The sequence below is a fragment of the Streptomyces sp. NPDC047085 genome (genome assembly GCF_040643735.1).
Classification (GTDB): domain Bacteria; phylum Actinomycetota; class Actinomycetes; order Streptomycetales; family Streptomycetaceae; genus Streptomyces.
On sequence record NZ_JBEYUW010000006.1, the window covers coordinates 494515 to 520046 of the forward strand.

The 25532-nt window shown below is 71.5% G+C and carries 24 protein-coding genes; 6 read left to right on the forward strand and 18 right to left on the reverse strand.

Annotated features, from left to right (window positions below):
* Nucleotides 1-159: 159 nt before the first annotated feature.
* The 10 genes from ligD (ABZ865_RS23580) to ABZ865_RS23625 form a co-directional block, all read right to left on the reverse strand.
* On the reverse strand, nucleotides 160-1092 hold the full coding sequence (gene ligD / locus ABZ865_RS23580; RefSeq protein ID WP_361233517.1) for a non-homologous end-joining DNA ligase: 933 nt from the start codon (nucleotides 1090-1092) through the stop codon (nucleotides 160-162).
* Nucleotides 1093-1159: 67 nt separating this feature from the next.
* The gene (gene ligD, locus ABZ865_RS23585; protein ID WP_361233520.1) at nucleotides 1160-2197 is read right to left on the reverse strand and encodes a non-homologous end-joining DNA ligase; all 1038 of its coding nucleotides are present in this window, start codon (nucleotides 2195-2197) and stop codon (nucleotides 1160-1162) included.
* Between the two features lie 135 nt (nucleotides 2198-2332).
* Complete coding sequence (locus tag ABZ865_RS23590; protein ID WP_361233677.1) at nucleotides 2333-4174, reverse strand: complex I subunit 5 family protein; 1842 nt, start codon at nucleotides 4172-4174, stop codon at nucleotides 2333-2335.
* A gap of 11 nt (nucleotides 4175-4185) precedes the next feature.
* Entirely contained in the window at nucleotides 4186-4530 is a 345-nt protein-coding gene (locus ABZ865_RS23595; RefSeq protein ID WP_361233680.1) for a sodium:proton antiporter, read from the reverse strand.
* Nucleotides 4531-4535: 5 nt separating this feature from the next.
* Complete coding sequence (locus ABZ865_RS23600; RefSeq protein ID WP_361233523.1) at nucleotides 4536-5291, reverse strand: MnhB domain-containing protein; 756 nt, start codon at nucleotides 5289-5291, stop codon at nucleotides 4536-4538.
* Nucleotides 5288-5599, reverse strand: a complete 312-nt coding sequence (locus ABZ865_RS23605) for a DUF4040 domain-containing protein (RefSeq protein ID WP_361233526.1) — start codon at nucleotides 5597-5599, stop codon at nucleotides 5288-5290. Before ABZ865_RS23605 ends, ABZ865_RS23600 begins: the two co-directional genes overlap by 4 nt.
* Complete coding sequence (locus tag ABZ865_RS23610; RefSeq protein WP_361233529.1) at nucleotides 5596-5904, reverse strand: monovalent cation/H(+) antiporter subunit G; 309 nt, start codon at nucleotides 5902-5904, stop codon at nucleotides 5596-5598. Before ABZ865_RS23610 ends, ABZ865_RS23605 begins: the two co-directional genes overlap by 4 nt.
* Before the next feature lies 1 nt (nucleotide 5905).
* Nucleotides 5906-6253, reverse strand: a complete 348-nt coding sequence (locus ABZ865_RS23615; RefSeq protein WP_361233532.1) for a monovalent cation/H+ antiporter complex subunit F — start codon at nucleotides 6251-6253, stop codon at nucleotides 5906-5908.
* Complete coding sequence (locus ABZ865_RS23620) at nucleotides 6250-6741, reverse strand: hypothetical protein (RefSeq protein WP_361233535.1); 492 nt, start codon at nucleotides 6739-6741, stop codon at nucleotides 6250-6252. The genes ABZ865_RS23615 and ABZ865_RS23620 overlap by 4 nt, the downstream gene beginning before the upstream one ends.
* 173 nt (nucleotides 6742-6914) lie before the next feature.
* Nucleotides 6915-7625 carry a DNA polymerase ligase N-terminal domain-containing protein gene (locus ABZ865_RS23625; RefSeq protein WP_361233538.1) on the reverse strand — a complete coding sequence of 237 codons (711 nt, stop codon included), beginning with the start codon at nucleotides 7623-7625 and terminating at the stop codon, nucleotides 6915-6917.
* Between the two features lie 150 nt (nucleotides 7626-7775).
* Here ABZ865_RS23625 and ABZ865_RS23630 point away from each other — a divergent pair, with 150 nt between their 5' ends.
* From ABZ865_RS23630 to ABZ865_RS23645, 4 genes are all read left to right on the forward strand, one after another.
* Nucleotides 7776-8453 (forward strand): endonuclease, encoded by a 678-nt coding sequence (locus tag ABZ865_RS23630; RefSeq protein WP_361233541.1) that lies wholly within the window; start codon nucleotides 7776-7778, stop codon nucleotides 8451-8453.
* Nucleotides 8454-8676: 223 nt separating this feature from the next.
* A complete protein-coding gene (locus ABZ865_RS23635) occupies nucleotides 8677-9000 on the forward strand; it encodes a plasmid stabilization protein (RefSeq protein WP_361233543.1) in 324 nt (107 codons plus the stop codon).
* 99 nt (nucleotides 9001-9099) lie between these two features.
* Complete coding sequence (locus tag ABZ865_RS23640; protein ID WP_361233546.1) at nucleotides 9100-9255, forward strand: DUF6131 family protein; 156 nt, start codon at nucleotides 9100-9102, stop codon at nucleotides 9253-9255.
* Between the two features lie 16 nt (nucleotides 9256-9271).
* Nucleotides 9272-10342 (forward strand): Ku protein, encoded by a 1071-nt coding sequence (locus ABZ865_RS23645; RefSeq protein ID WP_361233548.1) that lies wholly within the window; start codon nucleotides 9272-9274, stop codon nucleotides 10340-10342.
* Here the strand turns inward: ABZ865_RS23645 and ABZ865_RS23650 are convergent.
* The 4 genes from ABZ865_RS23650 to ABZ865_RS23665 all read right to left on the reverse strand — a co-directional run bounded on the left by ABZ865_RS23650 (nucleotide 10337) and on the right by ABZ865_RS23665 (nucleotide 17428).
* Nucleotides 10337-11464 (reverse strand): enolase C-terminal domain-like protein, encoded by a 1128-nt coding sequence (locus ABZ865_RS23650; protein WP_361233551.1) that lies wholly within the window; start codon nucleotides 11462-11464, stop codon nucleotides 10337-10339. The two genes, ABZ865_RS23645 and ABZ865_RS23650, sit on opposite strands and share 6 nt — an antisense overlap.
* Entirely contained in the window at nucleotides 11461-13245 is a 1785-nt protein-coding gene (locus ABZ865_RS23655; protein ID WP_361233554.1) for a thiamine pyrophosphate-requiring protein, read from the reverse strand. The genes ABZ865_RS23650 and ABZ865_RS23655 overlap by 4 nt, the downstream gene beginning before the upstream one ends.
* 18 nt (nucleotides 13246-13263) lie before the next feature.
* Nucleotides 13264-16272, reverse strand: coding sequence for an FAD-linked oxidase C-terminal domain-containing protein (locus ABZ865_RS23660; protein ID WP_361233556.1), 3009 nt, complete (start codon nucleotides 16270-16272; stop codon nucleotides 13264-13266).
* A 100-nt stretch (nucleotides 16273-16372) separates the two neighbouring features.
* Nucleotides 16373-17428 (reverse strand): cation diffusion facilitator family transporter, encoded by a 1056-nt coding sequence (locus ABZ865_RS23665; RefSeq protein ID WP_361233558.1) that lies wholly within the window; start codon nucleotides 17426-17428, stop codon nucleotides 16373-16375.
* A gap of 224 nt (nucleotides 17429-17652) precedes the next feature.
* On the opposite strand from ABZ865_RS23665, the gene ABZ865_RS23670 reads away from it, so the two are divergent.
* A complete protein-coding gene (locus tag ABZ865_RS23670; protein WP_361233560.1) occupies nucleotides 17653-19923 on the forward strand; it encodes a SpoIIE family protein phosphatase in 2271 nt (756 codons plus the stop codon).
* A 73-nt stretch (nucleotides 19924-19996) separates the two neighbouring features.
* Here the strand turns inward: ABZ865_RS23670 and ABZ865_RS23675 are convergent, their stop codons facing one another.
* Together ABZ865_RS23675 and ABZ865_RS23680 are read right to left on the reverse strand one after the other, a co-directional pair.
* Nucleotides 19997-22957: a HAMP domain-containing protein gene (locus tag ABZ865_RS23675; RefSeq protein ID WP_361233563.1), complete on the reverse strand. Its 2961-nt coding sequence runs from the start codon at nucleotides 22955-22957 to the stop codon at nucleotides 19997-19999.
* Between the two features lie 175 nt (nucleotides 22958-23132).
* Complete coding sequence (locus ABZ865_RS23680; protein WP_361233566.1) at nucleotides 23133-23567, reverse strand: ATP-binding protein; 435 nt, start codon at nucleotides 23565-23567, stop codon at nucleotides 23133-23135.
* Nucleotides 23568-23749: 182 nt separating this feature from the next.
* Here ABZ865_RS23680 and ABZ865_RS23685 point away from each other — a divergent pair, with 182 nt between their 5' ends.
* Nucleotides 23750-24613, forward strand: coding sequence for a SigB/SigF/SigG family RNA polymerase sigma factor (locus ABZ865_RS23685; RefSeq protein ID WP_361233683.1), 864 nt, complete (start codon nucleotides 23750-23752; stop codon nucleotides 24611-24613).
* Here ABZ865_RS23685 and ABZ865_RS23690 read toward each other — a convergent pair.
* Nucleotides 24546-25031: an ATP-binding protein gene (locus ABZ865_RS23690; RefSeq protein WP_361233569.1), complete on the reverse strand. Its 486-nt coding sequence runs from the start codon at nucleotides 25029-25031 to the stop codon at nucleotides 24546-24548. The two genes, ABZ865_RS23685 and ABZ865_RS23690, sit on opposite strands and share 68 nt — an antisense overlap.
* Nucleotides 25032-25060: 29 nt before the next feature.
* Nucleotides 25061-25465 (reverse strand): STAS domain-containing protein, encoded by a 405-nt coding sequence (locus ABZ865_RS23695; protein ID WP_361233572.1) that lies wholly within the window; start codon nucleotides 25463-25465, stop codon nucleotides 25061-25063.
* Between the last annotated feature and the right edge of the window lie 67 nt (nucleotides 25466-25532).

Sequence of the window (25532 nt, forward strand, 5' to 3'; positions counted from 1 at the left end):
ACCTGGTCGGACTGGATGTCGGTCGGCAGAGCGTGGCCTCTCCATGGCCGAGGCCGTCTTCCATACTGCGCGCCTTCGCCCAACCGGGCGACTCATCCTGTTCCGGGCGACTCGTCCTGCGCCGCGACGCCCAGCTCTGCGGCGCCCTGCTCCGCGACGTCATGCGAGGTCGTCGAGACGCTGTTCCGCCGCGTGGAGGGAGCGCCGGCAGCGGCTCAGCCCCTTCCACGGGTCCCCGTGCTTGTCCAGGCGTTCGGGGAGGGTACGCAGGGTCCACTGCCGCGGCCCCAGGTCCGGGTCGTCGAGTTCGTCCCAGTCCAGGGGAGTGGCGACCGGGGCGTGCTGGCGGGCGCGTACGGCGTAGGGGGCGACCGAGGTCTGGGCGTAGGCGTTGCGCTGGGTGTCCAGGTAGAGGCGGCCCCGGCGCTTGTTCTTGCGTGGCTCGGTGGTCAGCCGGTCGTCGTGACGTGCGGCGAGTACGTCGGCGACCCGGCGGGCGAAGTGCCGTGCGGTGTCGAAGTCCGTGCGCCGGTCGAGCAGGACCAGCAGATGCATGCCGCGCGATCCCGTCGTCATCAGCGCGGGGCGAAGCCCGAGTTCCGTGAGCAGATCCCCGAGCCGGCGGGCGGTCCACCGTACGGCCTCGAAGCCCTCGCCGTCGCCGTCACCCTCGGGCGGGTCGAGATCGAAGACCAGCCGGTCGGGGCAGTCGAGACAGTCGGCGGGGCTCAGCCACGGATGCGGGGTGATGCACGCCTGGTTGGCGAGGTAGACCAGGGTGGCCGTGTCGTCGCAGACCGCCATGGTGAGGCTGCCGCCCTCCTTGGGCACGCGGACGGTGCGGATCCAGTCGGGGAAGTAGTCGGGAACGTCCTTGTGGAAGAAGGACTTTCCCCGGTACCCGTCCGGATAGCGCTCCATCACCAGCGGCCGGTCCTTGAGGTGGGTGAGCATCGGGCGTGCGACGGTGCGGTAGTAGTCGATCAGCTCGGCCTTGGTGATGCCGTCGTCCGGGAACAGCTCCTTGTCGGGGTTCGACAGCGGCACGCTCCGGTCGCCGACCCGTATCTCGTCCTTGGTCCTGGCACTCATGCGCTCTTCCTCGGCTCTTGCGACCTCTTGAACTCATCCTCAGCTCTTGCTCGTCAACTACAGCTCGTCAACCACTGCTCGTCCCCTCGGGCCGCTCCCGTACGACCTTCCGCGCAGGCTTGTCGGTCCGCAGGCCGACGAATCGCGGGTGGCGCAGCTTCCCGTCGTCCGTCCACTCGGTGAACCCGACCTCGGCGACGAGCCGTGGCTCGGTCCAGTGGGCGCCGCGCTCCCGCGGGGCACTGCCCGCGAACGGCGAGTCGCCGCGTTCCAGACGGTCCATCCGCGCGCGCAGCTCGTCGAGTGTGGCGCGGTCGTAGCCGGTGCCGACCTTGCCCGCGTAGACCAGGTGCCGTCCCTCGTAATAGCCGACCAGCAACGCGCCGAAGCCGGTGCGGCTGCCCTGGGGCTCGGTGAATCCGCCGATCACCAGCTCCTGGCGCCGCCCGCACTTGAACTTCAGCCACTTCGTCGAGCGCCGGTGCTCGTAGCGGCTGTCCGCCCGCTTGGCGATGACGCCCTCCCAGCCCCGCTCGCAGGCCTGGCGCAGGTACGCCTCGCCGTCGGCGTTGCGGTGCGGGGTGAAGCGCAGGGGCGGCGCGAAGTCGAGGGCGCGGCGCAGAAGCGCCTTGCGGGTGCGCAGGGGCAGCGCGGTCAGATCGTGTCCGGCCAGGTACGGCACGTCGAAGACGTAGTACGTCACCGCCACCCGACTGGCGCGTGCCTGGCGCGGGTCGTGGATCCCGATGCGCTGCTGGAGCCGCGCGAAGCTGGTCCGGGTGCCCTCGAAGGCGACGATCTCGCCGTCCACCATGAAGTCGTCGCAGTCCTGCCCGCCGAGCGCCTCCGCGATCTCGGGATACGTGTCCGTGAGCGACTGGCCGGTGCGGGAGAGCAGCCCCGCGTCGGCGCCGTCACGGAATCCCAGACAGCGCTCCCCGTCGAGCTTGCGCTCGAATATCCACTGCGGATCCGAGAAGTAGCGCTCCGTCAGCGTGGCCAGCATCGGCCTGGGACGCTCGGGCCGCGCCGCCCGCCGCAACGCCTCGCGCTCGTCGTCGGGCACGGTCCCCAACAGATCCGCCACGGACCCGGAGACGGGCATCCCTCATCGACCTCCCTCCACCACGAGGACCACTCCTCGCCCTCTCCGGGTTCCCGCACCGAGCAGACGCATGCGGACCCACTGCACCGCCGTGACGCACTGCACCGCCATGAGGCGCTCCATCGCCACGACGCACTACGCCGCCATCACGACGAGGAACACCGCCACGCCGACGGCGAGCCAGGTGACGTAGTCGCCGAGGTGGCCGGAGTGCAGGCGGCGCAGGGGCAGGATCACCGCGCGTCCCGCGGTTCGGCACGCCGCGCGGACGCGGTCCGCGCCTGGCCAGCGGGAACCCCAGACGGCGGCCGAGGCGAGGAGGACGGCGAGGGCGGTGGAGGCGAGGGCGAGGAGGAGGCCTTCGGGGGTCCAGCCGGTGTCCGGCACGGGGGAGGCCGGGGCGACGGTGTGGCCGTAGATCGCGGCGGTGTAGGCGGTGCGGTCGGTGAACTGCCGCGCTGCGCGGGCGAGTGCGTCGCCGACTCCCGGCAGCAGTCCGACGGCGAGCGAGGCGCAGAGCAGGACGGCCGGCACGGCGAGCATGGGGACCGGGATGCGACGCTGCGGATCGCGGATCTCGGGTTCCTCGCCGCTGCCGGTGGTCTCGGGTCCGGCGTAGTGCTCCTCGGGCCGGGGCCCGGCGCCGGCGAAGATCCGGGCGCAGGCACGCAGGACGGCCCCGCCGGTGGCGGCCGAGACGAGGACGAACACGGCGGGCAGCCAGGGGAACCGCTCCTCACCGGCGTGCTCGGCGACGGCCTTGCCCAGCGCGGTGCCGAACGGCGGCAGACCGGCGAGCGCGAGCCCGCCGAGGGCGAACATCGCGCCGGCGAGCGGCAGATCGCGGCCGCGCCCGTGCAGACCGTGTTCGTCGACGGAGCCGTGCCGGTCGAGCAGGACGCCCGTGGTGGCGAACAGCGCCGCCTTCACCCCGGCGTGCGCCGCGACGTAGAGGGCCACCCCGGCGGTTCCGGCCGGGGTGAGCAGCGCCATGCCGACGAGGAAGAGTCCGACGTGGCCGACGGTCGAGAAGGCCAGCATGCGCTTGAGATGCCGCTGCTGCCAGCACATCACCGCGCCCACCAGCGCGGTCAGCACCCCCGCGGCGACGAACACGGCCCGCAGATGCGCCTGCGCGATGCCGTGCGGCCCGGAGAACACCGTCCAGTACACGCGTACGACGCCGTAGACGCCGAGCTCGACCATGACGCCCGACAGCAGCATGCACACCGGGGTCGGCGCGACGGAGTGGGCGTCGGGCAGCCAGAAGTGGAACGGCACCACGGCCGCCTTGACCAGCAGCCCGGTGGCGACGAGTACGAAGGCCACCACCAGCAGGGCGTCGTGGCGATGCCCGGCCAGCTTCACGCCGATCTGCGCGAAGCCGAGTTCACCGGTACGGGCGTAGAGCAGCCCGATGCCGAGCAGCGAGCAGTACGCGCCGAGCGAGTTGACGATGCCGAAGATCAGCGCGCCCTGCACCGGACGCGGGTCCTCGATGCGGTAGCCGGTGAGCGCGTACGCGACGGCGCCCATGAGCTCGAAGAAGACGAAGGCGTCGAACAGGTCACCCGTCAGCGCGAAGCCGCACATGCCCGCCTCGAACAGCAGGATGAGGGCGGGGAAGACGCCGGCGTGCTGCACGGGCGGCTCGTCGAAGTAGCGCCAGGAGTACACGACGACCGCGAGGACGAGCGCACCGGTCAGCAGCGCCAGGCCGACGCCGATCCGGTCCGCGGCGAGCACGATGCCGACGCTCTCCCCCCGGACCGGATGCCAGCCGCCGAGCCAGGACACGCTGTGGCCGTCGCCGGTACGCGCCCACAGCAGGACGAGGCATGCCAGCTCCAGCGCCGCCCAGGCGGTGGCCAGCGAGTCGATGGCGACCCGCGGCAGCCAACGCCCGGCGACGACGAGCACGACCGCGCCCAGCAGCGGGACGGCGACGGCGAGCGGCAGCAGATCCGCGGTACGCACCACCCCGCCCGCTACCCCCTGAGCCCGGTCAGGGCGTCCGGGTCGACGGTGCCGTGCCGCTTGCGCACCTGCATGGCCAGCGCCAGCAGCAGCGCCGTGACGGTGGCGCCCACCACGACGTCGGTGAGGGCGAGTGCCTGTACGACCGGGTCCACGACGCGCGTGCGCATCGGGGTGTCGGTGAAGTACGGCGCGGTCGCGGCGCGCCGGTATCCGACCGCGAGCAGCAGCACGTACGTCGACGACTGGGCTACGGCGAGACAGCCGATGGCGTGAATGACGTTGCGGCTGGTGACCATCCCGTACACGCCGACGAGGAAGATCCAGCCGGCCACGAGAAAGGGAAGGACCCTCAGGACCGTCATGAGCCGCCTCCGGAGTCCGAGTTGTCCGGTGATCTGACCTCGACCGCCTGGTCGAGGAAGGAGGCCAGCAGAACGACGATGCCGGAGCCGACCTCCACGCCGACCGCCGCGTTCAGCAGGGGCACCAGGCCTCCGGAGGAGAGCTGCCCGAAGGTGCCGAGCGGCAGCACGTTCTGCAGATAGGCCGCACCGGCGGCCAGCCCGGCGAACCCCAGGGCCACGAAGGCGCCCGCACCCAGGGCATCGGCCACATCCAGCACGGCGAGCGGCCGGATCCGCTTCAGGACGCGGTAGTCCGCGGCGACGTACGCCAGATGCAGCCCGGTGGCGAGAATGACACCGCCCTGGAAGCCGCCGCCCGGCGACAGCTGGCCGTGCGCGACGATGTAGACGCCGGTGAGCAGGGTGACGGGCAGCAGCACCACGCCCAGCAGCCGGGTCGTGGGCAGCACGCGTCCCGCCCGCGGAGGGTCGACGCGCTCGTCGCGGGCGTGGCGCAGCAGCACGATGGCGCCCAGCACCGAGGCGAACAGGATCGACTCCTCTCCGAGGGTGTCCAGGGCCCGCTGGTCGAAGTTGACGGAAGAGACCACGTTGGCGGTGCGCTGCCGCAGGGACGCCGCGACCGCGCGCGTGGCGTAGGGGTGCACCTCGGTCCCGAAGCGCGGCAGCCCCAGGCAGGCGGCCGTGAACGCCACCGCGAAGACGACGGCCGCCGCCCAGAAGACCCGGATGCGCACGGTACGGCTCACCGGCGCCGCCCCTTCCCCCGCCCGTCCCGGCCCCCGTCCCGGCCCCCGCGCGGTCCCGGGGTGCGGCGCACCTTCCGTACCGTCAGCAGGATCAGCAGCGGTGTGACCACCGAGCCCACCGCCAGCTGGGACAGCGCCACGTCGGGCGCCTGGAGGAACGTGAAGAGCAGGGCGAGGCACAGTCCGAGCAGGGCCAGCACCACGGCCTGGCGCACCGGATCGCGGGTGAGCGCCGCCACCGTGGCGGTCACCGTGACCAGCACCAGCGCCACGGCGATCAGATATTCCTCGGCTCCGGCGGCGCTCACTGCGGGGAGTCCCTTCGCACCAGGCGGTCGCGCTGGGCCGTCGACCTGCCGATGGCCATGGTCGTGACCACGCCACCGGCGGCCGTGATCGCACCGATGAGGAGCAGCTTGACCGCCGCACGCCCGGGGCCCGTCTCCACGGCGAGGGCGAGCGCGACGAGCGGCACGCCGACGGAGGTGGCGGGGGAGAGGGCGTGCAGGCGCTGGTACGGCCGTGGCAGCACCACCAGCCAGACGGCGCACAGCAGCAGCACGCCGATGCCGACGACGAGCAGGGCGACCGCACACGCATGACGGACCGTCATCTCACGCCTCCCCGCGCCTTCCCGTGTCGTCGGAGTCGGAGCCGGTGTCGGTGTCCGAGTTGGAGTCGGAGCTGACATCGGCGGCGTCGGCGTCGATCGAGCGTCCGCCGAGGAACCGGGCGAAGACCAGGGTTCCGGCGGGCCCGAGCACGGCCAGGACGAGCGCGAGGTCGCTGTAGGAGCTGCGGCCGACGCCCTGCGCCGTCAGCAGGAAGAGCACGGTGACGAAGGCGGTCGCCAGATCGAGCCCCGCGAGCCGCTCCTGTGCCGGCCCCCGGCCCACCACCCACACACACGGCGGCACGGCCAGGGTCGACAGCACCGCGGCGGCCGCCAGCCAGGCGTTCACTGCCGCCCCCCACTGGTGAGCAGCCGCTCCAGCCGCGTACGGTCACCGGTCAGGAAATGGGCGACGACCGTGCGGCCCGTCGCATCCTCACCCCCGGGGACGTCGACGACGTACGCGCCGGGCGTGGACGACAGGACCCCACAGGCCCACGCCGCTCCCGTACCGGACTTCAGCGTCAGCCGCCGCAGGCTTCCCTCGGCCGGGCGACCGCGCAGCACACGCACGGTGACCGCGCACAGCCCCGCCATGTCGGCGAGCACCGCGCCGGGCCACGCGAGCAGGGCCGCGCCCCACCGGGCGGTGCCGCCGAGACCGGCTCCCGAGGCCGTGTGCACGGCCCGTGCTGCCACCGCGCCGATCGCCGCACCTCCGGCCGCCACGACGAGTTCGAGCACCGAGACCGAACTGATGAACACCAGCTCGACCACGACCAGCACCGCCCACCACACCAGCACCTCACCCCAGGCCGCGCGCCCCGACCGCCGCATCGCCCCTCCTCACCGGCGCCAACCGTCACGGACCAGCAACGTGTACCGCGCACGGCGACGCGCATGCCCCGCGCACGCCGGGAAAGCCGCCCCGGCCGCACGAGCATCACCGTGATGGACCATCACCCGGCACCACGTTCCACGGGCCCACGCCTTCTCGACTTCGACCAGGGCTACTTCTTGCCCCTGCTCTTCTTCCCGTCGCTCTTCTTCTCCGCGCCCTTCCCCTCCGTGTCCTTCTTCTCGTCGTCCTCGGACAGGTCGTCCAGGGTGCGACCACTGCGCACGGAGGCCGGCTCGGTGCTCACCGGGTTCCGGCGGGCGTCGGCGCCCTCGTCGTCGAGCTTGATCATGATCCAGCGCTCGCGTTCGCCGTCACGGCCGGTCCGGGTCAGCGCGTAGCCGCCGTGCAGCTTCTCGCCGTCCAGCCACACCTTCACATGGCCTTCGCCCACGCCCTTGCCGACGGGCACCTTCCTGCCCTCGTGCTCGGCGAGGTTCCGGTACGTGCCGGTGTCCCAGACGATGACCTTGCCCGCCCCGTACTCGCCCGACGGTATGACGCCCTCGAACCCGAGGTAGTCCACCGGGTGATCCTCGGTGAGCATCGCCAGGCGCTTGTCCTTGGGGTTGGTGGACGGCCCCTTCGGGACGGCCCACGACTTCAGGACGCCACCCGCCTCGAGCCGGAAGTCGTAGTGCAGCGCCGTCGCCGCGTGTTTCTGGACCACGAAACGGCGCTTGCCGCCCTTGGCCGACGTGCCACCCATGGGCTCCGGCGTGCGTCCGCTCTCGCGCTTCGCCCGGTACTCGTCCAAGGACCGACCGGAGCCGCCGGACGCGGACTTCCGCTTCTTGCCGCTGCCTTTGCTGTCACCCGCCATGCTGCCCGCGTTCCCGGGACCCCCGGGGGCAAACGACCGCATCGATCGCATCGGGACGGGTACACGGACCGGGCGGAATGACGTGCTGCGGAAAGCGTCGTCGTGACGCGCTACGGAAGGGTTGAATCGGTGACGAGTCGGTGACGGGCGATGAGTACGAAGACCGACAGGAAATCCGGCAAGAAGACGTCCGACGCGACGGACAAGGCTGTCGTCCGCGCTCTGCTCGACCGGCAGCAACAGACGTATCCGGCGCAGGCCGGCATCAGACTGCGCAACACCCCTGGGCCCCTGTACCAGACACTCGTGCTGGCGGTACTCCTCAGCGCCCGCATCAGGGCCGACACCGCGGTCGCCGCCGCCCGGGCGCTGTTCGACGCCGGACTGCGTGACGCGCGGTCGATGGCGGACGCGTCCTGGCAGGAACGCGTGGACGCACTCGGCGAGGGCGGCTACCGCCGCTACGACGAGCGCACGTCCACCCTGCTCGGCAAAGGCGCCGAAGTGCTCCTCGAGCGCTACGACGGCGATCTGCGCCGGCTGCGCGAGGAACCCGACCCGAGGCAGGCCCTGATGGACATACCCGGGATCGGTCCGACCGGGGCCGACATCTTCCTGCGTGACGTTCAGGGCGTGTGGCAGGAGTTCGCGCCCTACATCGACCGCAAGGCCCAGGACGGCGCCCGCCGGCTCGGCCTGCCGTCCTCGCCCGAGAAGCTGAGCGGCCTCGTCGCGGGCCGTGAGATGCCCCGCCTGGCGGACGGACTGGTCCACGCGGCCCTCGACAAGCCGCTGGCCGACGAGGTGCTCGCCGCCGCCCACTCGTGATCGACTCATCGGAGCAATCCCATGGACCATGAGAAAGACGCGAATGACGGGAACGGCGAGCGGGATTCCGCAGGGCCCGTCCCGCGGGAGCCGCCGCCCACCGGGGACATGCCGGAAGAGGTGAAGCAACCTCCTCCCGACGCGGAAGAACTGCAAGAAGGCGAAAGCGAGACCGAGGGGGAGATACAGGAACCACCGGATTAGACAGGAAGGAGCAGTGGTCATGCCGCGCGGCTCGAGCCCGAAACGGGAACGCCAGTACGAGCACATCAAGGAAAGCGCCGAGGCTCGCGGAGAGAGCACCAAGCGGGCGAAGGAGATCGCCTCGCGCACGGTCAACAAGGAACGCGCCCGCTCGGGTGAGTCCAAGACCGCGAGCAAGTCCTCCACGCAGGACAAGCCGTCGTCGAAGCGCGGCGGTCAGCGCTCCCACAGCGGCGCCGAGGGGCCCACGTACGACCAGTTGTACGCCGAGGCCCAGCGCCGCAACATCCATGGCCGGTCCTCGATGAACAAGGAGGAGCTCAAGCAGTCCCTCGGCCGATGAGGGCGGCGCCGAGGACCAGTTCGGCGAGGTGGGCGCCCGGCCGAGTCACCGCTTCGCGGAAGGGGTACCCGACAGGCGTCCACCGACCTGGAGGCCGTCATGATCATTCTCGGGGTCATCCTGCTGGTCGTCGGTTACGTCACCGGCATCAGCATCCTGTGGTCGATAGGAGTCCTTCTGTTGATCATCGGACTCATCCTCTGGATCCTCGGCGCGTTCGGCCATGCCGTGCGCGGCCGCCGGCACTACTGGTGACGAGGCATCCCACGCCATGGCACGCGCGGTATGGAACGGGGCTCTGACTTTCGGTCTGGTGTCGCTGCCGGTCCAGCTCTTCTCGGCCACGGACAGCCACACCATCCGGTTCCATCAGCTCCAGCGAGGCACCTCGGACCGTGTCCGCAACAAGCGCGTGAACGAACGCACCGGAGAGGAGGTGCCGCTGGACGAGATAGTCAAGGGCTTCGACGCCGGCGACGAGTACGTGCTCGTCGAGCCCGGTGAGCTGGAGGACATCGCGCCCGGCCGGTCACGGCAGCTGGAGATCAGCGGATTCGTGGACCTGGAGGACGTCGAGCCGATCTTTTTCGACCGGACCTACTACCTCGGGCCCAAGGACGAGCAGTACGAGAAGGTCTACGCGGTGCTGGAGCAGGCGCTCGAGCACGCGAACAAGGCCGGAATCGCCACATTCGTCATGCGCAACCGCGAGTACCTGGTCGCCGTCAAGGCCGAAGCCGGCATCCTCACCCTGCACACACTCCACTGGCCGGACGAGATCCGCGACCCGCGCAAGGAGGTCGACCATCTGCCGGGCGGCCGGACCAAGCGCAGCGACCGCGAGCTGAAGATGGCCGAGCAGCTCATCGATTCACTGACCATGGAATGGAATCCGGAGGACTTCCACGACACGTACCAGGAGAAGGTGCGGGATCTGGTCGAGAGCAAGAAGAAGGGTGAGACGGTCGAAAAGGCCGAACAGCCCGCGGAGGCGACCAATGTCATCGACCTGATGGACGCGCTGCGGGCCAGCGTCGACCGGGCCAAGACGGAAAAGGGCAGCCAGACGGGAAAGGGCGGCCAGTCGGAGAAGGGAGGCCCGTCGAAGAAAACGGCTGCGTCGAAGAAGACAGCCTCAGCGAAGAAAACGACCTCTTCGAAGAAGACAGCCTCGAAGACGAAGGCCTCTGCCGCGCGCCGGCGCCGCGAGGAGACCGGCTCCGTCGACTCACTGAGCAAGGCGGAGCTGTACGAACTGGCGGCGAAGGCCGATATCCCCGGCCGCTCCTCCATGAACCGCGAGGAACTGGTCGAAGCACTCTCGCAGAAAGCCGCCTCATGACCGTGCCGTGCGGTACGCGTCCACGTGCGCCGCGCGCAGTTCCAGTCCGTGCCCCGGTGAGCCATCGGCTCCCGGGCTCACCCGGCCGCCCGCCGGGTCGAGGATGCCCGTGAAGAAAAGCCGCTCGACGCGTACGTGATCGTGGAACCATTCGAGGTGGCGCAGGTTCGGGACGGCGGCCGCCGCGTGAGCGTGGACGTGCGGTGCGCAGTGGCAGGAGACGGCGAGGCCCGCGGACTCGGCCAGGGCCGCGGCGCGCAGCCAGACCGTGATCCCGCCGCAGCGCGTGGCGTCGGCCTGCAGGCAGTCCACCGACTCCGCACGCAGCATGTGTCCGAAGTAGGCGAGGGTGTAGCCGTATTCGCCCGCCGCGATGTCCAGTGCGAGCGCGCCGCGCAGCTGCGCCAGCCCCATCAGGTCGTCGGAGGAGACCGGCTCCTCGAACCAGGTGACGCCTTCGTCGGCGAGTCGCCGGCCGACACGCGCCGCCTGCTTGCGGCCGTACGCGCCGTTCGCGTCGACGTACAGTTCCACGCCGTCCCCGACGCAGGCCCGGGCTCGTACGACGCGTTCCAGGTCCCGGCGCTCCTCCGTGCCCCACGACTGGCCGATCTTGATCTTCACGCGTGGGATGCCCTGTTCCTCGGTCCAGCCGCGCAGCTGCCGGTCCAGCTGTTCGTCGTCGTACGTCGTGAACCCGCCGCTGCCGTACACCGGGACGTCGGACGCGCAGGCGCCGAGCAGCCGGACCAGCGGGAGCCCGAGGAGCCGCGCCTTGAGGTCCCACAGGGCGATGTCGACGGCCGAGATCGCGCCGGCGACCAGGCCCGGACGGCCCGTATTGCGCACCGCGCGGCTCATGGCCTCGTTCAGCGCCGGGACGTCCCAGGCGCAGCGGCCTTCGACCAGCCCGGCGAGGTGCTCGGTGACGACCTGGGCCGTCACGGGCGAGCCGTACGTGTAGCCGATGCCGCTCACGTCCCCGCTGCTCGCGCTCACCAGGACCAGCGTCGTCGCGTCCCAGTCGAGCGTGCCGTCGGCTTCGGGCGCGTCCGTGGGGACCGTGTAGGCGGCCGCCCTGATGGCCGTCACCCGCGGGTCACTGGTGAGCGCCGCCGTCATGGATGGCGCCGGGGGAGGAGTTCCTGCACCTTGGCCTTGAAGCCCTGCTTGACCATCGAGCCGCGGTCGGAGTCACCCTTCAGGACGGACAGGGCCGCCGCCTCGATCTGGTCCAGGGAGGCGTGCGGCGGGATCGGCGGAACCGCCGGATCGGTCAGGAAATCGACGACGAACGGCCGGTCCGCCTCGAGCGCCGAGCGCCAGGCGTCCTCGACGCCGTCCGGCTTCTCCACCCGGACGCCGCCCAGACCGATGGAGCGGGCGAAGTCCGCGTAGGCCACGTCGGGGATGGCCTGCGAAGGCAGGAACTGAGGGGCCCCCTCCATCGCGCGCATCTCCCAGGTGACCTGGTTCAGGTCCTGGTTGTTCAGGACGGCGACGACGAACCGGGGATCGTCCCACTCCTCCCAGTACTTGGCGACGGTGATCAGTTCGGCCATGCCGTTCATCTGCATGGCACCGTCGCCCACGACGGCGACGCACGGCCGGTCCGGATGGGCGAACTTGGCGCCGATGAGGTAGGGCACTCCCGGACCCATGGTGGCGAGCGTGCCGGACAGCGACCCGCGCATCGATCCGCGCATCCGCAGGTGCCGGGCGTACCAGTTCGCGGCCGATCCCGAGTCGGAGGCCAGGATCACGTCCTCGGGAAGCAGCGCGTCCGCCGCGTGGACGACGTACTCGGGGTTGACCGGGTCCGCGTCCACCTCGGCCCGGCGTGCCATGACCTCCCACCACCGACCGATGTCCTTCTCGATCTTCGCGCGCCAGGGTCCGTGCTCCTTCGTCCGCAGCTTCGGCAGCAGCCTCGTGAGCGTCTGCTGGGCGTCGCCGACCAGGATCACGTCGAACGGGTAGCGCAGCCCCACCATGAACGGGTCGATGTCGATCTGCACGGCCCGCGCCTGGCCGAACTCCGGCAGGAACTGCGTGTAGGGGAAGCTGGACCCGATCACCAGCAGGGTGTCGCAGTCCCGCATCATCTGGTACGAGGGCCGGGTGCCGAGCAGCCCGATGGCACCCGTCACATAGGGCAGGTCGTCGGGCAGGGCGTCCTTGCCGAGGAGGGCCTTGGCGACGCCGGCGCCGAGCACGTCGGCGAGCCTGCGGACCTCGTCCTGGGCGCCCCGCGCTCCCTGCCCGATCAGGATGGCGACCTTGTGACCCTCGTTCAGGATCCGGGCCGCCTCGTCGAGTTCCTCCTGGGCCGGGACCGGCGCGGAACGCACGAAGCCCAGGCTGGAGGGAACCATCTTGAACGCGTGCTCCGGCGCGGAGTACTCCAGCTCCTGCACGTCCGCCGGAACGATCATCGCGGTGACGGTGCGCAGGGCCTGGGCGGTGCGCAGCGCCCGGTCGAGGACGTTCGGCAGCTGTTCGGGGACGGTGACCATCTCGCAGTAGGCGCCGGCGACATCCTTGTAGAGGCTCATCAGGTCGACTTCCTGCTGGTAGGAGCCGCCCATGGCACTGCGGTCGGTCTGGCCGACGATCGCCACGACGGGCACGTGGTCCAGCTTGGCGTCGTAGAGGCCGTTGAGGAGATGGATGGCGCCGGGGCCCGACGTCGCCGCGCACACGCCCGGCCGTCCCGAGAACTTGGCGTAGCCGACCGCTTCGAACGCGGACATCTCCTCGTGCCGGGACTGGATGAAGGCGGGCTGGTTGTCGGCGCGGCCCCAGGCGGCGAGCAGGCCGTTGATGCCGTCGCCCGGGTAGGCGAAGACGTGCCTCACGTCCCAGTCGCGCAGTCGCTGCAGGATGTAGTCGGACACGTTCATGTCGAAGGCTTCCCTTCATCAGGTGGGCCGGCCCCCGGGCCGCTCGGCCCCGGCCGGCGAAGGGCCGTCCACGGCACCCGCCAGGACCTCCGCGAGATGCAGGGGGCGACGGCCGGTACGGCCCTGTTCGATCTGAGTACGGCAACTGAATCCGTCGGCGATCACCAGCGCGTCGTCCGGAGTCCGGCGCACGGCGGGCAGGACGCCCAGCTCGCCGACGGCCATGGACAGGTCGTAGTGGCCGCGTTCGAAGCCGAAGTTGCCGGCCAGGCCGCAGCAGCCCTCGTCCAGGACCTCGGCGTCGATGCCCGCCCGGCGCATCAACTCGCGATCCGCGTCGAACTTCATCACCGCGTGCTGGTGACAGTGCGTCTGCACTGTCGCACGCCTGCCCACTCGGGGCGGATGCCATGCGTCGGGCGTGTCGCCGACGAGGATCTCGGCGAGCGTGCGGCACTGCCGGGCGAGCCGCCGGGCGTCCTCGTCGTCCGGGAGCAGTTCGGCGGCGTCCGAGCGGAAGACCGCGGTGCACGACGGCTCCAGGCCCACGACGGGGACACCTTGTTCGATCCAGGGCCGCAGCCGGCCGAGTGTGCGGCGCAACACGCGTTTGGCGGTGGCCAGTTGGCCCGTGGAGATCCAGGTGAGGCCGCAGCACAGGGGGGAGACCGGTACGGCGACCCGGAAACCGGCCTCCTCCAGCAGCCGGACCGCCGAACGGCCCACCGACGGGCGGAAGTAGTTGGTGAAGGTGTCGGGCCACAGCAGGACCGCGCGCTCGTCGGCGGGATCCGGCTCGGGCCCGCCGCGCGCCCGCCACTCCTGTACGAAGGACCGCCGTGCGAACGCCGGTGCCTCCCGCTCCACCGCCACCCCGGCAAGCCGCTTGCCCAGCGGCGCGAGGCCGGGGGCGTGCAGGGACGAGTTCACCAGCTCCGGAGCGAGCCGCGACAGTCGGGCCCACAACGGCAGCCAGCCCAGCGAGTAGTGCGCGGCAGGCCGCAGCCGGCGAGCGTAGTGGTGCGCCAGGAACTCGGCCTTGTACGTGGCCATGTCCACCCCGACCGGACAGTCGGACTTGCAGCCCTTGCAGGACAGACACAGGTCGAGGGCGTCCCGCACCTCGGTCGAGCGCCAGCCGTCGGTGACCGGGGAGTCCCCGTGGCCGTCGAGCATCTCGAAGAGCAGCCGGGCCCGCCCCCGGGTCGAGTGCTCCTCCTCGTAGGTCGCCCGGTAGGACGGGCACATCACGCCGCCCGTGTGCGTACGGCAGTTGCCTATGCCGACGCAGCGCATGACGGCCGTGGTGAAGGAGCGGCCGTCGTCCGGGAAACCGAAATGCGTGCCGGTGGTGCCGTGCGGGCGCCAGGCAGGCCCCAGACGCAGGTCGTCGTCGACCCGGTGCGGGGCCACCACCTTGCCGGGATTCATCCTGTCCTGAGGATCGAACAACGCCTTGACCTCGCCGAAAGCGGCGACGACGCGCTCGCCGAACATCCGCGGCAGCAGCTCACCGCGGGCCTGGCCGTCCCCGTGCTCGCCCGACAGCGAACCGCCGTAGGAGACGACGAGATCGGTGGCGCGGACGAGGAAGTCACGGAAGTGCGCGACCCCTTGGGCGCTCCTCAGATCGAACGGGATACGGGTGTGGACGCACCCCTGGCCGAAGTGCCCGTACAGGGAGGGACGGTCGTAGCCGAACTCGGTGAACAGCTCCGTCAGGTCGCGCAGATAGTCGCCCAGCCGGTCCGGCGGGACGGCCGAGTCCTCCCAGCCCTCCCAGGTCTCGCGCTCGTCCGGGGGCCGCGCCGTCACGCCGAGTCCCGCCTCGCGCGCCTTGAGGAGCATGTGCTCGCGCTCGGGATCGTCGGAGAAGGCCACCGTCCGGTCCTGCTCACGGCGCCCCAACGCCCGCAGCAGTTCCTGGCCTTGGGCATCGACATCGCGTTCGCTGTCCCCGGTGAACTGGACCAGCAGCCAGCTCTCCCCTTCGGGGAAGCGCTCCAGAGAGCCGAGATAGGCGTGCTCCTCGCGCATCAGCTGCGCCATGCGCCCGTCGAGTGCCTCGAGTTGAGCGGGTTCGCTGTGCGCCAGGATTCGGGGCACGTCGTCGGCGGCCTGGCAGATGTCGTCGTAGCCGAGGACGAGGATGGCCTCGGCGTTCGGCACCGGCACGAGGTCCAGTTCGGCGCGCAGCACCGTCACGAGCGTGCCTTCGCTGCCCACGAGCGCCCGGGCGAGATCGAAGCCGTTCTCCGGGAGCAGGGAGTCCAGGTTGTAGCCGGAGACCCGGCGGGGGATGTGCGGGAACCCGACTCTGATGTCCGCGAGATTCCGGTCGACGATCCCGCGCAGCCCCTGGTACAGCTCCGCGCGTCGGCCCCCGCCCCGGACGACCGCCTCGAAGGCCGCCCGATCGGTGGGCCCGACCCAGCACCGGGTGCCGTCGTAGGTGAGGATCTCCAGCCGCCGGACGTTGTCCACCGTCTTGCCGTAGGCCTGGGCGGAGGCACCGCACGCGTTGTTGCCGATCATGCCGCCGAGCGTGCAGTGGCTGTGCGTGGCCGGCTTCGGGCCGAACCGCAGCCCGTACGTGCCCAGGCGACGGTTCAGCTCGTCCAGCACGATGCCGGGCTCGACGACGCACCGGGACCGCCCCGGCTCCACGGACACCAGGCCGTGGCAGTACTTCGTCCAGTCGATGACGACGGCGGTGTTGGTGCACTGTCCCCCGAGACTGGTACCGCCGCCGCGCGACAGGACCGGCGCGCCGAATCGTGCGCACACCCCGACCGCCGCCGCGCCGGCGTCGATGTCGTAGGGCACCACGACGCCGATGGGGACCTGCCGGTAGTTCGACGCGTCCGTCGAGTAGGCGGCCCGGCTTCCGGCGTCGAAGCGGACCTCGGCCGCCACCTCGCGGCGCAGTGCGGCCTCCAGCGCCGCCGCGTCGGAGTCCGGGAAGCGGTCCGGCACCGTGGCCGGTGTCCTGCCGCCCTGTGCGGATGCCCGGTGATCGGTGACCATGCCACCACCTCGCCGTCGCTGCCTCGTCCGTGACCGCCCAGCGAGTACCCGGTCACCGCCCGGGCACGCCTGCCGCGCCGCACCGCGACCACGCGCGCGGTCAGGAAGCCGTGCCCGTTCGCCGTCCCTCCACGGGCCCGGGCCCGGGCCCGGGCCCGCGATCCCGGCAGGATCCGGAAGACGGGCCCTGGCGCCGGCCGCGTCCCAGCAGGCGGGAGAGCCGGCCGCCAGGGCCCGGGACGGGGGCGGTGAACGCCGACGCGCGCCAGTCCGCGGGGCCGGGTGCCTCGGTGATGTCCAGGAACACATGCTCGGCCTGCGGCCACTGGTCGCTGATCCGCCGTTTGAGCCGGACACAGACCAGCTCGACCTCCTCGCTGTCCTGGCCGGGGGCCAGGTCGACCCGGGCGGCCACGAGGATCGAGTCCAGCCCCAGCCGCATCGTCAGCAGCGCGGCGACCTGGTCGACCTCGTCCTGGGCGCTGAGGAAGTCACCGATCCGGTCGCGCAGCCGCGTGTCGACCGCCTCGCCGATCAGCCGGTCGCGCGCCTCCCACGCGAGCCGGTAGGCCACGCACACCAGCAGGATCCCGATGCCGATCGAGGCGCCGGCCTCCCAGACCACCTTCCCGGTCGCCAGGTGAAGCCCGATACCGGCGGCCGCGAGGAGTACGCCCGCCACGGCTGTCGCGTCCTCCGCGATCACCGTGCGCAGCGCCGGGTCGGTCGCGCCCTCCTGGTGCCGGCGCGCCTGGTACAGGGCGCGGACCAGGGAGGCACCGTCGGCCAGCAGCGCCACCGCGAGCACCGCGAGCCCCGCCAGGTAGCCGGTCAGCGACTCGTGCGGGCCCGTTCGCATGGCCTGGACGCCCTGATAGACCGAGAAGCAGCCGCCCATGACGAAGATCCCCACGGCGGCCAGCAAGGCCCAGAAGTAGCGCTCCTTGCCGTAGCCGAACGGGTGCCGGTCGTCGGCGGGGCGCTTGCTGCGGCGCACCGCGATGAGCAGGAACACCTCGTTCAGACTGTCCGCGACCGAGTGGGCCGCCTCCGAGAGCAGTGCGGGGGACCCGGCGACGGTGCCGGCGACCGCTTTCGCCGCGGCGATCACGAGGTTGGCCGCGAGGGCGACGAGGACGGTGACGCGCGTCCGCACATCCCGGGCCCTGGAGTCCCGGTCGCCATCACCGTCAGTGCCCTTCACTGCGGCCGCCCTCCGACCTGATCCGCCGTTCTCGCCACTCTCACCGCCGACTGCCCTGCTGAGCGCCGTTCATGCGGGCCCGCGGGGCGCCCTGGTGTTCATTCCGGGCGCGTAAAATCCGGAGGTGTGCGAGCGCCCGCTCCGGACGTCCGTGCGACGGCGGAACGGAGGTCGCGGTGACCTTTCACGCGGTGCCCGAGGGCGCGCCCGCCATCGGGGCCGATTCCGGATTCACCGGCCGGGCCGGGGACGACGAGCGGCTGTCGGCCGACCACGCGTGCCGCCATCTGATCGATCTGGCCACGGGCATTCTCGCCGCGCAGCTCGGCGTCTCCACCGTCGACGCGGCCGCTCAGGTCGACAACCTCGCCAGGACGACCGGGCTGTCACCCGTCGATCTCGCCGCGGACGTCGTGAACTCGGTCGCGGCGCCGGGCGACCCGCTGGTCGCGCCGAGCCCGGTGCAGCCGCTCCAGGCCCGGCACCAGCGCCGTACCGTCACGGCGGCCGAGGTGACCGACAGCGTCGGCGACGCGGCCCGCACCCTGCTGGACGGTGCTCTACGGCCGCTCGGGGCCGACAGCTTGTGGCTGTGGCGGCCGGCCGACTCGGGCTGTCTATGCCTCGCCGGGCACGCGGGGATCGGAGCCGCCGAAGCCACGGCCTGGCAGTGGATACCGCCGGCCGCTCCCGAGCCGTTCCGCGTCGTCCTCGACGACGGCGTGCCCCTCTGGCTGGAGAGCGGCCCGGCCGACGGCCGCCTGATGCCCGGCGCACGGGCGGACGCGGCCAGGGCGCTGCTGCCCCTGCGCCGTCAGGGCGAGACGGTCGGCCTGGCCCTGGTGGGCTGGCCCGGCCCCGCACCGCTGGACGCCTCGCTACGGCGCGCCGTCACCGACCTGATGGACATGGCCGTCACCGTCCTGGACCGCCCCGACACCGCGCAGGCGTCCGTCCCGGTGCTGGTCGACGTCCTCGACGCCCTCGCCCATCCGGCGGCGCTGCTGCGGACGAGCGACGCGATCGGGACCGTGCTCGTCGAACACGTCAACGAGGAGGCCGTCGCCGCCCTCGGGGGAGTGCTCCCGGCCGACGACAGGGACCTGTCGCGTGCCTTCCCCCAGGCCCACGAGGCGCTCAGCCGGCTCGTCCGGCGGTCCCGCCACAACCGCCACCCGCAGCGGGCCGCCCGGCTTCCGGTGACCGCCCGCCCGGAGCACGACGCGGGACCCGCACCCCTGCTGGACGTGCGCGTGCTGCCGGCCGGGGACGAGCGGTCGGTGCTCCTGTGGAACACCGTCGCCGACCCCGGCCTCGCGATCGGCCGAGCCGTGTCCGGGCTGCAGAGCGTCGCCACCTTCCAGGACAGCCTCACCGGCGGCGAGACCGTGTGGTCCGAACAGGCCTACGCCATGTTCGGGAGGGAACGAGGAGACGCCCCGGTGCCCCTGCTGGCGCTGCGCGGACTGATCCACCCAGGGGACGACGGCGTGCTCACCGAACTGCTGCGCTCCCTCATGGAAGCCCGCAGAGGCGCGCAGTCGGTGCTGCGGATCGTGTGCCCGGACGGGTCGGTGCGCCATGTCCGGGTGGTGGCGGAACCGCTGCTCGAAGGGGAGACGGTCACCGGATTCGTCGGCGTGTACCAGGACGAGTCGGCGATCCACCGCACGGAACTCGCGCTCAGTGCCACCTTCGAGCATCTGACCGCGGTCCGGGACCAGGCCGAGCTACGGCACCGGCTGGCTCTCCAGCTCCAGCAGGCCATCGTCCCCGAGGTGCCCGGCTTCCAGGACCTGCCCGGCGGCCTCGTGGTCGCGGCCCGCTACCGTCCGGCCGCCGAGGAGTATCAGGTCGGCGGCGACTGGTACGACGTGCTGCCGTTGCCGGACGGCAAGGTGCTGGTGGCCGTCGGCGACATCGCCGGGCACGGCATCGACTCCGTCACCGGCATGGTCGCGCTGCGCAACGCCCAGCGGGCGCTCGCCTTCACCGGCCGGCCGCCCGGCCGGCTGATGGGCTGGCTCAACGAGGTCACGCTGCGGACCAGTGCGGCGACGACGGCGACGGCGGTGTGTGCCATGTACGACCCGGACGCCGGGGAACTCGTCTGGTCGAGCGCCGGACACCTGCCCCTGCTGCTGCTCAGGGACGGCCGGGCGGAACTGCTGGAGGCTCCCCGGGACATCCTGCTGGGTGCGGTGCCGTCGTTCCGCTACGAGGAGAGCCGGATCGCGTTGCGTCCGGGGGACACGCTGCTCCTCTACACGGACGGTCTGGTGGAGCGCCGGCGGGACGGGCTGGGGCCCGGGCTCCGCCGCCTCGTCGCCGCGGTGGAGGATCTCGCGGGCACCGAACGGCTGGAGTCGCTGGTCGACGGACTCCTCCGGTCGGCCGTGGGGGACACCGACGACGACACGTGCGTCGTCGCGATTGGAGTGCGGTGAGCCGCGGGGCCGCCTCCACCGGCGGGGCCACTCCATTGGCGGGCCGTCAGCCTGGCCGTCACTCTGGGGGCCGTCACTTCGGCAGCCGGGCACGGATCATGGTGAGCAGTTCCGTCTCGTCGATCGGCTTGGCCAGATAGCCGTCGGCCCCGGCCTCCAGCGCCTGGTCGCGGTCGCCGGGCATCGCCTTCGCGGTGACGACGATCACCGGGAGGCTCTCGCCGGCCGGGAGCTTGCGGATCGCCTTGATCGTCTCGTATCCGTCCATGCCGGCCATCATGATGTCCATCAGTACGAGCCCGATCTCGCTGTGCTCGGTCAGCAGGTCGAGGGCCCGGCGTCCGCCGTCGGCGGTCAGGACGCGCAGGCCGTCGCTCCTCAGCACCTCGGTGAGAGCGAAGACGTTCCGGGCGTCGTCATCGACCACCAGCACGGTCGCGCCGGCCGGGGCCGCCGTGCCGCCGGGGCCGGAGGACAGCGGGAGCGTGAGCTTCTGGGCCTGCAGGTCCCCGTCCGGGGTGGCCGTGGCGGGGGCGGGACTCGCCGTGTGCTCGGGGAGGTAGAGCGTGAAGCGGCTGCCGTGGCCCGGCGTGCTCTCGACCCCGATGGCACCGCCGAGGAGCGTGGCGACCTCACGGCTGATGGAGAGACCGAGGCCGGTGCCGCCGTAACGGCGGGCGGTGGTGCCGTCGCCCTGCTGGAAGGCCTCGAAGATGCGCTGGAGGCGATCCGCGGGGATGCCGATCCCGGTGTCGGTGACGCGGAAGGCGAGCACCGGTTCGGCGCCGCGCAGCTCGACGGGCGTCTCTGCGGCGCCGGCGGGTTCGACCGTCAGCGTGACGCCGCCCGTCTCGGTGAACTTCATCGCGTTGGAGAGCAGGTTGCCCAGCACCTGACGCAGCCGCGCGGCGTCGTTCGTGAGGTGGTCGGGCACGTCCCGGGCCACGGAGACGGTGAAGTCGAGCCCGCGTTCCTCCGCGACGGGATCGAACGTCGCCCGCAGATGCTGCAGGAGCTGGGACAGGGCGAACGGCTCCCGCCGCACCTCCAGCCGGCCGGCCTCCACCTTGGACAGATCCAGGATGTCGTTGATCAGCTGGAGCAGATCGGAACCGGCCGAGTGGATGACCTGGGCGTAGTCGACCTGCTTCTTCGTCAGGTTGCCCTCGGGATTCTGGGCGAGGAGGCGGGCCAGGGTCAGCAGGCTGTTCAGCGGTGTCCGCAGCTCGTGACTCATGTTGGCCAGGAACTCGGACTTGTACCGGGAGGTGCGCGCCAACTGCTGGGCCCGGGCCTCCAGTTCCTGCCGGGCCTGCTCGATGACCCGGTTCTTCGACTCGATGTCCCGGTTGCGGTCGGCGAGGAGCGCGGCCTGCTCCTGCAGTTCGGCGTTGGACTGCTGGAGTTCCCGCTGCCGGACCTGCAACTCATCGGTCCTGGAACGGAGTTCGTCCGCGAGATTCCGCGACTGGGCCAGCAGTTCGTCGGTACGCAGATTGGCCACCAGCGAGTTGAGGACGGCTCCGGCGCTCACCACGAACCGGTCGAGGAAGTCGCGGTGCAGGGTGGTGAACCTGTGCAGGGCCGCGAGTTCGACGGCGCCGAGCACCAGGTCCTCGACCACGATCGGCAGCACGATGAGCGCCGCGGGCTCCGCCGAGCCGACGGCGGAGGAGACCGTCGCGTACCCCGGGGGCACCGATTCGACGAGCACGGTGCGCCGGTCGCGGGCGGCCTGGCCCACCAGGCCCTGGCCGAGGCGGAACCGGCGCGGCGCGCCGGACCCGGGCGGCTCCGGGAGCCCGTACCCGGCCTCCATGACCAGCTCGGTTCCGCTCTCCTGCTCTTCGGCGACGAAGAAGGCGCCGTACTGCGCCGAGACCAGCGGCGGCACCTCCGCCATGATCAGTTCGGCCATCTCGGGCAGGCTGCGGGTGCCCTGCAGCAGTCCGGTGATCCTGGCCAGATTCGTCTGCAGCCAGTCCTGCTCCTGGTTGGCGCGGGTGGTGGCGCGCAGCGACTCGACCATCGCGTTGATGTTGTCGCGCAGTTCGCCCACCTCGCCGGGGGCGTCGACGGTGATGGAGCGGGTGAGATCCCCCTCGGCCACGGCGCTCGTGACCTCGGCGATGGCCCTGACCTGCCGGGTGAGGTTGCCGGCCAGCTCGTTGACGTTGTCGGTGAGGTCCTTCCAGGTCCCGGACACCCCGTGGACGGTGGCCTGCCCGCCCAGTTTCCCCTCCGTCCCCACTTCGCGCGCCACGCGGGTCACCTCGGCGGCGAACGACGACAGCTGGTCGACCATGGTGTTGATCGTGGTCTTGAGCTCCAGGATCTCGCCGCGTGCGGCGACGTCGATGCGGCTGGTCAGGTCGCCCTGGGCGACCGACGTGGTGACCTGAGCGATGTTGCGCACCTGGTTGGTCAGGTTGTCGGCCATGGAGTTGACGTTGTCGGTGAGGTCCTTCCAGGTCCCGGACACTCCGCGGACCGTGGCCTGCCCGCCCAGGTTGCCGTCGGTACCGACCTCGCGCGCCACGCGGGTGACCTCCTCCGCGAAGGACGAGAGCCGGTCGACCATGGTGTTGATCGTCTCCTTGAGATCCAGGATCTCGCCGCGCGCCTCCACCCGGATCTTCTGGGTGAGGTCGCCACCCGCGACGGCGGTCGCCACCTCGGCGATGGAGCGCACCTGCAGGGTGAGGTTGTCGGCCATCGCGTTGAAGCCGCTGGTGAGGTCCCGCCACACACCGTTCGCCCGCGGCGCCCGCACGCGGCTGCCGAGCCTGCCCTCGCGTCCCACCTCCCCGGCGACGCGGGAGACCTCCGCGGTGAGCAGGGAGAGCCGGTCGACCATGTCGTTGTAGACCACGGCGATGTCACCGAGGATCCCGCCGCAGTCCTCGGCGAGCCGGACGGAGAGATCCCCGTCCCGCACGGCGGTGAGCCCGTCGAGCAGCCGGCGCAGTCCGTCGTCGCCCGCGCCGGTGGCTGGCGGGGCCGGGCCGAGGTGTGCTGCTCTGCGGTTCTCCATGAGGCCACCTCGCAGGAGAGGGCGATGCGCGGGAAGAGAGGGGCCGGGTGTCGGAAGACGGTCACGCACCGCGTCTTCACTCTACGACCGGTCCGAGTCCTCGGCGTCTCTGCTCTGCCACCGGCGTCTCTGCTCTGCCACCGGTCGGAAGCCCGACTACCGCTCCGGAGCCCGACTACTGATCCGGAACGATGTCCACCTCGAACCAGACGGCCTTGCCGCCGTGGCAGCCGGGCAGGCAACCCCAGTGCGCCGCGAGCCGTTGGACGAGATACAGGCCGTGGCCCGAGGCGCGGGCGGCGTGATGCCGGCCGTGCGGATGGGGGACCACCGCGCTGGTGTCGCTGATCTGCACCCACAGTGCCCGCTCGGATCCGGTCAGTTGCAGTTCGGTCGGCACGCCCCCGTGCGTGCAGGCGTTCGTGACCAGCTCGGACACCAGCAGCACGGCGTCGTCGGCCGCCCTGCGGCCTGGTTCGCCCGCGGATCCGAACCACTCGCGCAGCGCCCGCCGGGTGAGAGCGCGGCAGTGCGCGACCACTCCGGGCCCCGACGGAAGGTCGTAGCGCAACGAGCGGTCCCCGGCCGGACGCCGCTGGTGCCTGGTCATATGCCGCCGCTTTCCGGTTCATCCCGTGTCAAACCAGATCGAACGGGAAACCGGACTACAAGACGCTCGGCCGACGGTTCCCGCCCGCGCGCGGCGCGGCGGGGGCCCACCGCCACCGTCGAAGGAGCCTCATGTCCACCCCGCAGACGTCCCTCACCCCCAGCCGCGACACAGGCGCGGCCATGCGCCGCAAGGCACTGGCCGGACTGCCCGAGATCGCGCGCCCCACCGAGGTCACGACGCGGGACGCACGCTCCCTGTCGGCGGCCCTCTTCGCCCGTCTGCGCGAACTCGAGGAGGGCACGCCCGAGCACGCCTACGTGCGGAACACCCTGGTCGAACTGAACCTCAGTCTCGTCAAGTTCGCCGCCCGGCGGTTCAGGGACCACGCCGAGCCGACGGAGGACGTCATCCAGGTCGGCACGATCGGTCTGATCAAGGCGATCAACCGTTTCGACCCCGACCGCGACATCGAGTTCACGGCCTTCGCCCTGCCGACGATCGTCGGCGAGATGAAGCGGTTCTTCCGGGATTCCACCTGGGCGGTCAGGGTCCCCCGCGGGCTCCAGGAACTGCGGATCGAGCTGGCGAGGACCACCGACTGCCTGGAGCAGCGCCTCGGACACCGGCCGAGCCGCGGCGAACTCGCCGCCCAGATGCAGCTCACCGAGGAGCGCGTGGCCGAGGGCGAACGCGCCGCGAACGGCTATGTCGCCCGTTCCCTGGACACGCCGGTCACGGACGACGACACCGACGCGCAGGGTCTCGCGGAGCGCCACCTGGCCGCATCGGAGCCGTCGTACGACCTTGTCGAGGACTTCGAGTCGCTGAAGCCGCTGATCGCCCGCCTGTGCGCGCGCGACCGCCTCATCCTGTCGCTGCGTTTCGGCGAGGAGCTCACCCAGGCGCAGATCGGTGAGCGTCTGCGCGTGTCGCAGATGCACATCTCGCGCCTGCTGAAGCGGATCCTGGACGAACTCAGAGCGGGCTTGGTCGACGACGGTCCGACCGCGTCCGAAGCGACTCCGGCCCGGCGGGCCGGCTGACCTCCAGCCATACGACCTTGCCGGGGGCGCGGCCGGGCCTGGCCGCGCACCCCCACGCGCCGGCCAGCCGGTCCAGCACCATGAGACCGTGACCGCCGGGCAGCGCGGGGGAGCGGTGCGCCGCAGGGCGCGGGAACTCCGGGCTGCCGTCGGCCACCTCCACGCGCAGCCGCCCGGCGTCGTGCCGCAGGACCAACTCCTCCGGGCCGCCGGCGTGCAGACAGGCGTTGGTGACCACCTCCGACACCAGCAGCAGCACGTCCTCGACTCGTTCGCGCGCATCCGGTGTGGTGGCCGGGAGCCAGCCCCAGTCGGCGAGCGCCGCCGCCGTGTAGTCACGACAGCGCGTCACCACGCCGCTCGTGCCGTGCAGGACGAGCCGTCGTACCTGTTCGTGGCCGGCGCCTTGCGTCGTCATGCTCCCTCCGCCGGCTCCGCCCACCGCGGTCATGTGCCGGCCCCGTCGTCCGCGAGCGCCGTCTCGACGTTCCGGAACACCCGGAAGACATGATCGGCACCCGTGATCTCGAACATGCGGTCCACGGGCGGGCGCAGCCCGGCGAGATCCAGGCGTCCACCGCGGTGCAGCATCCGCAGCCGGGCCTTGAGCAGGACGTTCAGCCCGGTCGAATCGCAGAACCGCAGCCCGGAACAATCGGCGATGATCCGCCCTGCCCCGATTCCCTCCTCCAGGGCATCCGTCAGGGGCCCGGCCGAGTCGTGGTCCACCTCTCCGTTCATGACCAGCACGACGGTGTCCGTCCGGGCATCGGGCCGCATCTCGACGATCAGCCGTTCCTCCCGGGCCGCTGCGATCGCGTCACGGCCCGTCGCCGGCTCTTCAGCGTCCACGGGAACGCGCGCCTCCTCCCTGCCTGAGTCCAGCCGGAGTCCCCGCAAGAGGAATATGCCCCCATTG